The following is an 11,413-nucleotide window of genomic DNA, read 5'->3' on the forward strand; positions in this document are numbered from 1 at the left end:
TGCATCATTGTCTGTTTGATCTAATGTGATACCATATTTAATGGCTAAATAAGATTGTATCTTTTGTTGTTCTGCACTGGTAGGAACAGTGTTGAAGACCATAATCTCAGCAATCTGACCGTCAAAGAAGTTCGCCCCGTTGTTATCAGAACCGATAAAGAAGCTAGATCCGTTGGATGTAAATTGTACTCCGTTACCTGTGTTATTGGTTGCCAATTGCAATCCGTCTCTGTAAATTGCTTTGTTGGTTCCTGATGGGGTAGAAGTTCCTGAACTGGAACCACCATTCCATATATTAAATACATTGGCAGTACCTCCCCAAGCGGTAGTAAGTGTTGTTCCTGTTGATGATTGGTAAGACAATTGACTACCTGTGGTAGGTGCTTGTAAATGGATACTTCCTCCGGTAACATTGTTTCCTACTGCATAAGAAGCGTTTGTTGCTGAGTTGGATTCTGTTACAGCATACACCCATAAATGATCATAAGTAACTGAAGATCCTAGGATTCCTCCTGAACCAATTTCTAGATCATGACCTGAAGCTTCTGTAAATTGTAGTGTAGGGTTAAAGTTTAAACCATCTGTGGCTGTACCGTCACCTAGTTTAGCAGGACCTGTTCCTGTATTGGTTGCATTGAAAGAACTGCCTGACTGATCTGCCCAATTGGTTACTTCTCCAACGCCTGTAACACCAATATCTGCACGTAGCCAAAGGATGTTTCCTGCTACTGAAGGCGGAGCTCTGTCATCATCAATATCACGGTAATCTACATCGTTGTATTCAGGTGCATCCGGTTGTGCGCCATCAGCAGTATTTACATCAGAATCAATATCCGGAAGATCTGTTGCCGGATCATCAATATCGTCATTTACATCATTGTCACTCAACACTCCTTCAAAGGCATCGTCCAATCCATCTCCATCTGTGTCTGTTCCGGTTGTAGCATTGGCATTTCCGTTTTCTAGGATATCATTGATTCCGTCTCCATCAGAATCTGCATCTAAGTAATCCGGGGTTGCATCTGAATTGTTTCCTGTAATGTTGTCTGTGTTTACAGGAGTAAGACCTCCAGCATAGTTATCATCTACACCATCCATATTGGCATCTGTAATACCACTTCCTGAACCGGAAGGAGCAATGTAGCCCAATGTAGATTGTGCTTCGATGTTATCTGGAATACCGTCGTTATCTGAATCGATATCCAAACGGTTTGGAATTCCATCACCGTCACCATCAGGAGCAGCATCTTCTACTGTATCTAAGATTCCATCGTTGTCATCATCAAGATCTACAGAGTCTTCAATACCATCGCCATCTGTATCAATAAAGATAGTATCGTCTCTATAGTCTACATCTCCGGTGGTAGCACCATCGCCATCTGCATCTAATAAGTTATTTACCGGATCGTTTATCTCGTCATTCACATCAAAGGCTTCTCCGGCTGTTGCATCGGAACCTTCATAGATATCATCCAATCCATCACCATCTGAGTCTGTTCCTAATGAACCCGGGTTTAGCGTGATTCCGCTTTCATCAGCATCAGAGGTGCCATCGTTATCGGAATCTGTATCTCTAAAATCAAGCTCGTCAGTTCCGTCTGTATTTACTGCTGATAAACCTGTAGCTGTAAATGTATCGTTGTTTTCGTAATTGCTATCGACACCATTTAAACCTACTGTTCCAGAAGGGGCAGTATATCCTGTGGTTGTTTGTGCTTCTACGTTATCCGGAATACCGTCATCATCAGTATCAATGTCTAAATAATCAGGATTTCCATCGTTTACCGTTGTAACAGGTGTTAATCCTGTTGCAGAAGGTGTGTCGTTGTTCTCATAAATATCGTACAATCCGTTGGCACCTACAGAACCTGTTGGTGCTACATATCCCGCTGTAGTTTGTGCTTCTACTACGTCTAGAATACCATCACCGTCTGAATCTTGATCTAAGGAGTTGATAATTCCGTCTCCATCAAAATCACATCCTCTAAGAAGAGAAACTTGTGCAGGAGTTAAAGCAAAAGGGAAGTGAATAATATCATCCATTAAACCTGAGAAATCACCAGATCCATTATATACATCACCACCATTATCACCACCAAATCCAGAATCTCCGGAGTGAGCGGCAAGTTCACCAATTCCTGTTGCTACCGGAGCGGTTGCTTCAGAGTCTAAATACAAGATTAGTTCACCATTGGCATAAGTTGCAACAACATGATACCAAGTATTGGCTGAAGGAATTGTAAATGAAGAAGTATCTCCAATAACAGCACTTTCTTTTACTCTACATTCTAATTGATCTCCGTTCAAACGAATGGCAAAACCATTGGTTCCTCCACCTTCTTCAATTAAGAATTGCTCTCCTGTTAATGTGGTTGGGTAGAACCAAAATGAGTATGAGAAATTGGTAATAGCTTGTTCTAAAAATGTTCCATCTATACTATATCGTAAGAAAGTTCCCGTACTAAAGTCAAAAGAGTGTGTTCCTTTGACTGAATTTGTAGAGTAAGCAATAGTAGGACTATTTGTTAGGTTATGTCCATTTCCTGAAGAGTCATTGGTGGTATTGTCAAATGTCCAATAACCGTCATAGCCTGCTACTGAAGGAGCACAGTTTCTGTTTTCTTCTACGTCTGTAATCCCATCATTATCGTCATCAATATCTACAGAGTCTACAATACCATCTCCATCTGTATCGATTCCGTTTAGGGTATCTCTGTAGTCTACATCTCCTCCTGCATTTACATCTGAATCGGCATCGGGAAGATCGGTAGAAGGTGTGTTAATTTCATCATTAGGGTCTACATCATTGTTACTGCTTCCTTCAAAATTATCGTCCAATCCATCTCCATCTGTATCAGTTCCGCTTACTGTATTGTCTGCATCTCCGTTTTCTTGAATATCAGGAGTACCGTCACCGTCAGAATCTGTATCTCTAAAGTCTGGCTCTCCGGTACCGTCTGTATTTACTAAAGAAGAGTTTAATCCGGTAGAGGAGAAGGAGTCTGTAAAGTCATAGGCACTATCTAAACCATTTTCTCCCGGAACTCCGTTTGGAGCATTGTATCCATTGGTAGTTTGTGCTTCTACGTTATCTGGAATTCCATCATCATCTGCATCGATATCTTTATAATCCGGACTTGAGTCTGAATCTGTATTGGTAGGAATGATCTCAATACCTGTTACAGCTCCACAAGGACTACAATCCGGGTCGTATGCATCGTCTAATCCATCGTTATCTGTATCTACACCTGCTAAAGCTACATATCCTGCTGTAGTTTGCGCTTCTAAGTTGTCTGTAATACCATCGTTGTCTGAATCTAGATCTAAGTGATCCGGTACTCCATCTCCATCGTGATCTAAACTAGACCATGTTCCGTTAGCATTGATGGTATCTCCACCTACACCTGTTGAATAGTCTGCGTCTCTATAGTTTGGTGTTCCATCATCATCGTCATCTGCTGATGGGTCTCCGTTGATACATGAAAATAAATTTGCAGAAATGGTGAATGCTGGTGTGGTAAACCCGGAACCAAAGGCTCCATAGTTACCATAAGCACTAGTCGTATCATAAACGGTAACGCCGTCTACTTGTACTCTAATGAAAGCTAAAGCATCTGAATCTCCTCCTGATTCTGTAAATCCGTCTCCGAAAGAGTCGATGACTTCTAAAGTGTAGTCTCCGGCTACTGTTGCGTTGTATGTATTTCCAAGGTCTGTATCTTGATTTGCAGCATATGGACCTTCGGTTAAAACAATTGCGTTACTTGGGTCTCTTAAATTCCAGGTAATATCTTCTGAATAGTTATCAAAATTGATATCAATAGTAATGGTAGAGTTTACGGTTGTTCCCGGAGCTGTATTACACAACTCACGTGTATCCATAATACCATCGTTGTCATCATCAAGGTCTACGATGTCTGGAATTTTATCACCGTCAGTATCGGTTCCTGTTACATCGTCTCTATAATCTACATCTCCTCCTGTATTTACATCTCCGTCTTCATCAGGAAGAACAGAGGAAGGTGTGTTTATATTATCGTTTACATCGTAGTTTGAATTGTCTGCGTCAAAGTTGTTGTCTAAACCATCTCCATCGGTATCGGATCCGCTTAAGACATTTCCTTCACCATTTTCATTGATATCGGTTGTACCGTCGTTATCAGAATCACCATCTCTATAATCCGGTAAGTCGGTTAGATCTGTATTTACAATGGTAATTCCGGTAGGAGAGTAGGTATCTACGTTTTCATAAGCAGAATCTACTCCGTTTTCTCCAACATTTCCTGTAGGTGCTGTATATCCTGTAGTTGTTTGTGCTTCTACGTTATCTGGAATACCGTCATCATCAGTATCAATATCTAAGTAGTCTGGAGTTGTATCGTCATTAGCTAGCCCTGGATCAAAAACATTTGGTGTGATTCCGTTTGATCCTGAAGCTCCTCCACTTGGAGTTGCATCGTATACATCTACCAACCCATCATTATCTGTGTCTGTAGAAGAAAAAGCAATAAACCCGGCATCTGTTTGAGCTTCTATGTTATCTAAAATACCGTCGTTGTCAGAATCTAAATCTAAATGGTTAGGAACACCATCACCGTCAAAGTCAAAAGCATCGGGTAAACCATCTGCATTGGCATCTGTATAATTGGTTGACGATCCGTCTCCTGTTCCATCGTCATTTACATCTTGGTAGTTGGCAATACCATCTCCATCTTCATCTCCATTAGGGTCTAAACCGCCACTTTCTACAGTATCTAATATACCATCATTATCATCGTCAATATCAACTGTATCTCCAATACCGTCACCATCTGTATCTAGTACTTGTAAGGCAGATACACCGTCTACAGAAATATGAATCATTTCTACATCATTGATGTTGTTTCCTGCATTGGAGTCTGCTCCAGGGAAAATAGTAAAGGTTTCACTGGCAGATTCGGCCAAAAATATAATTGTATTTGTTCCCCAAACATTTCGACTAGAGGCAGGGACTACAAAAGTCCTTCTAGGATTAGAACCAACCTGAATATCGAAATCTTCAATAAACTGACCTGCATAGGGTTCATTACTACCAGTACCTCCATCAGAATTTGTTGTAGAGGTCATGGTATTTATGGTTAGCTTGTATATTGTACCAGGAACTAAACCTGTCATTGTAGTTGTTACATTTTCTTCAATACTACCTGATGTACCTACATCACGAAGCGTAATCCAACGTACATCACCTGTTGGTGGTAGTGGAAGAGGAGCTGCCGTCCAAGTTGCTCCCGCACCATAAGTCCCTTCACCACCTGCTTGGTTTCTGTTAGAAATATCTGGAGTACCATCTAACGCAGGATCTGCATCTGACCATCCTGTGGGATTACAGTTACCACAGATACCCGCAGATGTACCAGTTCCGGGAATACTTTGTGCTGTTATCTCCTGATTTAGAAAAATAGCTGCAAAAAAGAAAAAAAGACATAAGATTCTTAGGTTCTTTTGATGCATAGACATAGGTTTTCCCGAAAATAAATTAAGAGTAATTCTTTTCATAGTTAGTTGAATTAAAAGCGTAAAAAACTAAGTCGCCACGGTTGGGCAACAGTGAGATAAGGCCTTTAAAGGCACTGCTGTAAGTGTAATCTACTCTATTACAGGTAAGTGATACAGAGTAGATGAGGGGTGTTATTGTCTTCATTTATACATGAAGGGGGACCTGTAAACTTGGGCACAAATATAATTTTTTTTACAAAATATCCATTAACATAGTTTAATGATTTTTCAGCAGAAGGTTTTTTTTCATAAAAAAAGCGCCTAATGTTTCATTAGGCGCTTTCGAAAAAACAGATTTGAATTTTATTCTTTCACGATCTTTTTGGTCACTTTTCCTTTATCGGAAGTGATACTTACGATGTAAATATTTGAAGAAAGGTGTTGCAGTGAGAATCGAGATTCGTTTGTGCTATCTTCAATATTCCATTGATTTATCTTTTGACCCAAAACATTAAAAATAGCTACTTTGTTTAGGTTCAAGCTTGCATTTTTGTTTTGGATAACCAATTCTTTTGATTGTTGATCTATAAAGATATTTACGTCTTGAGCTATTGGATCATCGGTTCCTAAAGAACTTTCTCCAAATTTGATATAGAATCGATCTTTGTATACTCCAACCGGTATTGATAATGTAACAGGGTCTTCTAAGTTATATATCTGATCTGTTACCTTGTCTTCTAAGAATACGTCTCTATCAATATTGTAAATCTCATCGATTCGGATGGTGATATCGTTTCCGTTTCCTATTTGAATAGCTACAGGGAATTCTAGATCGTCTGTTATTTCTTGAATTCCAGCAATCACATAATCTTGTCTAGAATCTTCAAAACTGAAAAAAGCGTCTGTAGAATTCAGGTCAAAAATAGGGCTATCATAGCCAGGGTCTTTTGAGTATCTATTTCCTTCTTTAAAAGAAACTCCAATTTGACGGTGCAATTCATCTCCTTCATCGTTAACAAAATCAAATCCTAGTTTTAAAATAGGAAGGCTTTCTTGATTGGTATTTGGAGTAGAAGTTCCATCTCTGAAGAATACAGAGTCTGAACCACCATCTTCAGTTTCTAATTGGAAAACACGTTGACTGTTGTTAAAAGTGATTGTACCTGCTCCGTCTGCAGAAACAAAGAATCCTTGACCAATAGGAATGTATCTTCCCGGTGCAGTATAGGTAAGACCTCCTTGACCTCCTGTATCATCGTTAAAAGGTGCTACTCCGGCAACACTCATAGATGCATTTAACAATCCGTAACCTCCAATATATCCGGCTGTGTTATGAGAACCGGAATCACCTAAGTGTTCCCAGAAATATAATGTTTCTGCTACACCGGCATTGTCTGTAAAGAATTGTTGTGAATCTATAGCCGAAGGGTATGGATTTCCTAATAGGCTTAAGAAACCTGCACTAATGGTTGAGGTGTATGTTCCGTCATTTGGCTTTCCTACAAAGGTGTAGTTTTGAACAGCTCCGGGACCTTTTAGAATATATCCTTCTCCAATTTCAAATGTACCTGTTTGTAGCTGTTGAATCCAGCTAACATCTGTTAATCCATTTAGGAACCCAAATATCCAATATGCAGAAATGGTAATAGGAGTAGTTAAAGCTCCGTCTAATCCTGAAACAAAATTGATGTCTGGTGGAGTAGAAGTTTCAGAGGTAGGAGTTGTACCATCTTTCATTACATTTCCTACTGTAAAGTTACTAGCTCCTACAGTGCTTACTGGAGATGTCCAGAAATTGTATCTGTAAATAGTTTCTACAGTACCTTGCTGATCTACATACATGCTACCGTTACCGGTTACTTGACTAGCTCCTGAATGTGTTTGTAGCAATTGTGCAGAGCCTATTAATCGTATTTCTCCTTCTAAGAACAATTGATCTGCTATTTGAAGAAATTGTCCGGTTGGAACCATCAATTTAGATCCTGAAGTTACCCATACACAACCTACTTGGGCATTTTCTGGTAAAGTAGCGTGATTGGCAGTTCCTTCAGAGTCGATGGTTAAAAGCTCATCGTTGTCTAAAGCATTTGTACTCGGAGCTCCTCCGGCACCTTGTCCTCCTGCCCATGAACTTGTTGATCCGCTCCATGTAATTCCACCTACTTCAACGAAAGTAAAGAACTTTGTTCCATCAAAATCAAAGGTTCCTGCATATTGTACTACTCCATCGATGGTTTGTTCTGTAAGTGCTACAAATTCAACATTGGTTGTATATCCTGCGTCATCTGCAACGATCAAAGCTTTTGATTTGTCGGAATTTGTTAAGTGAGTGTCTATGATTGCTTTGGTAGCTGCAATTTGTACAGTTCCTACAGAGCCTGTTTCTACAATTTTCCAGTTTCTGTCTAATCTCAAATCTGTAGCACACAGAATACCTGAAGTACTTGTGGCACCAAAAGCGGTATTATCGTTACCCCAAGTCAAGAAAGCTTTGTCTGCTGCAAAGTTATTGGCGTTGGAGGCATTGTTGGTAGCAATAGTTCCTAATCCAATAGTAATCAATGCATCTGAGTTTACAGACTTAGATTGTTTTTGGGTTAAAACTTGTGTATCGTCTCTCCCAATTCCGGCTACATCATTGTGAAAGACTGAATTGGCTGTAAAGTCCCAGTATTTTGTTGAACCATCGGAAGCAATATAATCTCCTTCGATGATGGTTCCTGAGTTATCAGTATTGTCTAAGGTAAAGCCATATTTGATGGCTAAATAACTTTCTAAACGTTGACGTGTAGCATCATCATGAGCTTCAGTAAATGTTATGATCTCTGCAATACTACCATTGATAACACGTGCTGTATTGGTTCTATCTCTTCCAACATAATAAGTATGACTGGCATTTGATAGGTTACTGGTAAAAATTCTTGATTGTAGTTGGAAAGCATCGGGCCTGGCTTGACTTAAGAAGTCTACAGATAAACCACTAATGTACTCACTACCATTTCTTACATCTGCAGGGGTAAAGGTAGCATTGTAGAGTTGTGTGTCGTCCGAATGTCCATGTCCAATTCCATCTCCATCATTGTTGGTGAATGCTGATGTCCAGCTTGCTGTTGATGTATCATTGTAAACTATGTATACAGTTCTTGGATTGATATTTCCTGTGAATGTAAGTACATCTCCGTTTGCCGGAGTAAATGTTACTGTAGGGTTATAGTTTAATAGATTTGCTGTTGCATCTGGTTCTGTTCCTCCTGATCCTAAGAAGTTTGAATCGTTTGAAAAATCATCATCGTCATTAAAATCACTTTGATCTGTCCATTGGGTTACGGTAGCTCCACCGATCACACCAATGTCTGCTCGCAACCATAGTGAGTTTCCTGTACCAACAGATACATTTATAGTATCGTCTCTAAAATCTACATCTCCTCCGGTTCCTAAATCTGTATCTGAATCAGGTAATGTGGTAGGGTCATTGATAGTTCCATTTACATCAGAATAATTAGAAGTGGTTGCAATGGCTGTGTCTAAACCATTGGCTCCAACACTACCGGCTAAAGTTAACCCGGCTTCTGTTGTATCATTAGCTCCTTCATTATCGGAATCTAAATCTCGATAATCTTCATTGTCGGTTCCATCAGTATTTACAGGTGTTAACCCACCTCCGTATGCAGTATCTACACCGGAAGCATCATAGGCTCCGTTGGGTGTAATATAACTGTTGGTTGCTTGTGCTTCTATGTTGTCTGGAATTCCATCTCCATCAGAATCTAAATCGAGATAATTTGGGATTCCATCTGAGTCTAAATCTTCAGAAACACAGGTTGGATTGTTCATGATTTGTGTAATCTGAGAAGCGTTTAATGTAGTAGGGTAGTGAAGAATTTCATCCATCAAACCGTTAAAATCTCCTGAACCGTTATATACATCTCCTCCATTATCTCCTCCAAAACCATGAGCTCCTGTATGGGTGGCTAAATCTCCAAAACCTGTGGCTGTAGGAGTGGTAGCTGTACCATCTAAATAAAGAATTACATTGGTGCCATCGTAAGTAGCCGCAACATGATACCAGGTTCCGGTAGTTAACCCGGTAAATGTAGGTGTGTCTATAGTAGTAGCTCCTTCTTTGATTCTACATTCTAAAGTGTTTCCATTTAGTCTAATGGCAAAACCATTGGTTCCTCCTCCTTCTTCTACTAGAAATTGCTCTCCTGTTAAAGAACTGGCATTAAACCAGAAGGAATAGGTGAAATTTGTAATGGCTTGATTTAAAAAAGTACCATCACTGTATTGTAAGAAATAAGTACCGTCAAAAGAAACTGAGTGAGTTCCTTTTCTACTTGTTGTAGAAAATACAGCAGGGCCTCCTGCTTGTAAATTATTTCCCGAGCCTGAAAGATCATCAGTAGAATTATTCATAGGCCAATATCCATCAGCTCCGGTAGGAAAGGCACAATTGTCTTCAACAGAGTCTAGGATACCATCATTATCATCATCTAAATCTACATCGTCATTAACACCATCTCCATCATTGTCTCCTAAAACAACTGTATCTCTATAATCTACATCACCACCCGAGCCTACATCTCCATCGGAGTCAGGTAGGGTAGTAGGGTCATTTAGATTTCCATTGACATCGGAATAGTCATCAATAGTTTCAAGACCATTGTCTAAACCATTGGTACCCACACTTCCTGTTAAGGTAATTCCGGCTTCGGTTTGATCTATGGTACCATCATTGTCAGAATCTGTATCTAAATAATCATCATTATCTGTTCCATCGGTATTTACAGGGGTTAAACCTCCAGCGTATACATCATTTACTCCATCTAAATTGGTATCGGTAAATGTACCGGGAGCAATATAACCATTGGTAGTTTGTGCTTCTATGTTATCTGGGATTCCATCACCATCAGAATCTAGATCTAAGTAGTTTGGAACTCCATCTCCATCAGTGTCTGTAGGGTTTGATAAAGGGTTGTTATCATTATCTGTATTTGCATCTTCTACAGTATCTAAGATACCATCATTGTCATCATCTAAATCTGCATCGTTAGCAACTCCATCATCGTCATCATCAGGGAAACCACTAATTACATCAATTAAGATAGCTGAATCAAAACCACCATCAGATACATCTGCAATAGCAAATTTTACGGTGTATGTTGCTCCGGGGGTTAATCCTGTAGCTGAAGCACGTAATTTATTGGTAACACCATCGTATTCTACTGTAATTGCACCTGCTGTGTTATCTGTAAATAAAGCAGATTGAGTTAAATCTATACAGTTAGCAGCATTACCATTGATTCCTACTGTTCCATTATTAATAGAGGCAACTGTTACGGGGTTTGTTGTACCCGGTACCAAAGCAATATTTTGAGTTCCTGTGATTCCTGGGCCTGAAACAAAATAACCAAAGATGTCATTAAAAGCAGAACAAACATATTCATTGTATTCATCAGACATGAACTGATAATCAATGGTTAATACAGTTGCTAGAGGGTCTAAAACAGCTTCGAATTGAAAGATAACTACATCGCGAGTGGCAGCAGCATCAATAGCCGTTAGGTCTGCATCACTAAATGTTGTTCCAGGGCCTAAAGATATGCCTGTAGCACTGTTGGTAGAAAAAGATTCTGCAACTGTACCGGTTGTTAAAATAATTCCGCTATCTAATTGCAAATTAGCTCCAGCTACTCCAGAAGAATAAATACCTACTTGGGTGCCTGTTCCATTAATAATTTGGGGATTATTAATGGTAATACCAGGACCGGTAATCTGAGTAGCTAGCTCAGTAGCAGTATTTCCGGAGGTAAATGTAGCTTGACCATAAGTAAAAGAAATCGTTAACAATAAAAAAAGGAAGGGTAGCCTTTTTATTGACATAGTGAGGGGTTTTTAAGTTTCTACAAATTTAAAATAAAATACTTAACTACTGGAC

The 11,413-nt window shown here is 39.5% G+C and carries 2 protein-coding genes; both read right to left on the minus strand.

The genetic code is table 11. The features are described from left to right. On the minus strand, positions 1 to 5,535 hold a 5,535-nt coding region (locus ACFSRZ_RS08280; RefSeq protein WP_379666078.1), incomplete at its 3' end, for a LamG-like jellyroll fold domain-containing protein. 303 nt (positions 5,536 to 5,838) lie between these two features. Further along, positions 5,839 to 11,358, minus strand: coding sequence for a choice-of-anchor L domain-containing protein (locus ACFSRZ_RS08285; RefSeq protein ID WP_379666079.1), 5,520 nt, complete (start codon positions 11,356 to 11,358; stop codon positions 5,839 to 5,841). Positions 11,359 to 11,413 lie beyond the last annotated feature (55 nt).

The sequence above is a fragment of the Pseudotenacibaculum haliotis genome (assembly GCF_042684245.1).
GTDB lineage: Bacteria > Bacteroidota > Bacteroidia > Flavobacteriales > Flavobacteriaceae > Polaribacter > Polaribacter haliotis_A.